Source organism: Photorhabdus sp. RM96S, from assembly GCF_042879335.1.
Lineage (GTDB): Bacteria > Pseudomonadota > Gammaproteobacteria > Enterobacterales > Enterobacteriaceae > Photorhabdus > Photorhabdus kayaii.
On record NZ_JBHFKT010000115.1, the window covers coordinates 1 to 1,575 of the forward strand.

Genomic DNA, 1,575 nt, shown 5'->3' on the forward strand with positions numbered 1-1,575 from the left:
TTTGAGCATCAAGCTTTGAATTGAAGAGTTTGATCATGGCTCAGATTGAACGCTGGCGGCAGGCCTAACACATGCAAGTCGAGCGGTAACAGGAAAGTGCTTGCGCTTTTGCTGACGAGCGGCGGACGGGTGAGTAATGTCTGGGGATCTGCCCGAGGGCGGGGGATAACCACTGGAAACGGTGGCTAATACCGCATAATGTCGCGAGACCAAAGTGGGGGACCTGAAAGGGCCTCACGCCATCGGATGAACCCAGATGGGATTAGCTAGTAGGTAGGGTAACGGCCTACCTAGGCGACGATCTCTAGCTGGTCTGAGAGGATGACCAGCCACACTGGGACTGAGACACGGCCCAGACTCCTACGGGAGGCAGCAGTGGGGAATATTGCACAATGGGCGCAAGCCTGATGCAGCCATGCCGCGTGTATGAAGAAGGCCTTCGGGTTGTAAAGTACTTTCAGCGGGGAGGAAGGAATTGGCTTGAAGAGAGTTAATTTTTGACGTTACCCGCAGAAGAAGCACCGGCTAACTCCGTGCCAGCAGCCGCGGTAATACGGAGGGTGCAAGCGTTAATCGGAATGACTGGGCGTAAAGCGCACGCAGGCGGTGAATTAAGTTAGATGTGAAATCCCCGGGCTCAACCTGGGAATGGCATCTAAGACTGGTTGACTGGAGTCTCGTAGAGGGGGGTAGAATTCCATGTGTAGCGGTGAAATGCGTAGAGATGTGGAGGAATACCGGTGGCGAAGGCGGCCCCCTGGACGAAGACTGACGCTCAGGTGCGAAAGCGTGGGGAGCAAACAGGATTAGATACCCTGGTAGTCCACGCTGTAAACGATGTCGATTTGGAGGTTGCGGTCTTGAGCTGTGGCTTCCGGAGCTAACGCGTTAAATCGACCGCCTGGGGAGTACGGCCGCAAGGTTAAAACTCAAATGAATTGACGGGGGCCCGCACAAGCGGTGGAGCATGTGGTTTAATTCGATGCAACGCGAAGAACCTTACCTACTCTTGACATCCTCAGAATTTGCTGGAGACAGCGAAGTGCCTTCGGGACCTGAGAGACAGGTGCTGCATGGCTGTCGTCAGCTCGTGTTGTGAAATGTTGGGTTAAGTCCCGCAACGAGCGCAACCCTTATCCTTTGTTGCCAGCGCGTGAAGGCGGGAACTCAAAGGAGACTGCCGGTGATAAACCGGAGGAAGGTGGGGATGACGTCAAGTCATCATGGCCCTTACGAGTAGGGCTACACACGTGCTACAATGGCGGATACAAAGTGAAGCGACCTCGCGAGAGCAAGCGGAACACACAAAGTCTGTCGTAGTCCGGATTGGAGTCTGCAACTCGACTCCATGAAGTCGGAATCGCTAGTAATCGTAGATCAGCATGCTACGGTGAATACGTTCCCGGGCCTTGTACACACCGCCCGTCACACCATGGGAGTGGGTTGCAAAAGAAGTCGGTAGCTTAACCGAAAGGGGGGCGCTGACCACTTTGTGGTTCATGACTGGGGTGAAGTCGTAACAAGGTAACCGTAGGGGAACCTGCGGTTGGATCACCTCCTTACCTGAGATAGGTT

At 54.4% G+C, this 1,575-nt stretch carries 1 rRNA gene; it reads left to right on the top strand.

From position 1 onward, the window contains the following. The first annotated feature begins 17 nt into the window (after positions 1-17). Positions 18-1,562, top strand: a 16S ribosomal RNA gene (locus ACGF49_RS24500). Positions 1,563-1,575: the final 13 nt, after the last annotated feature.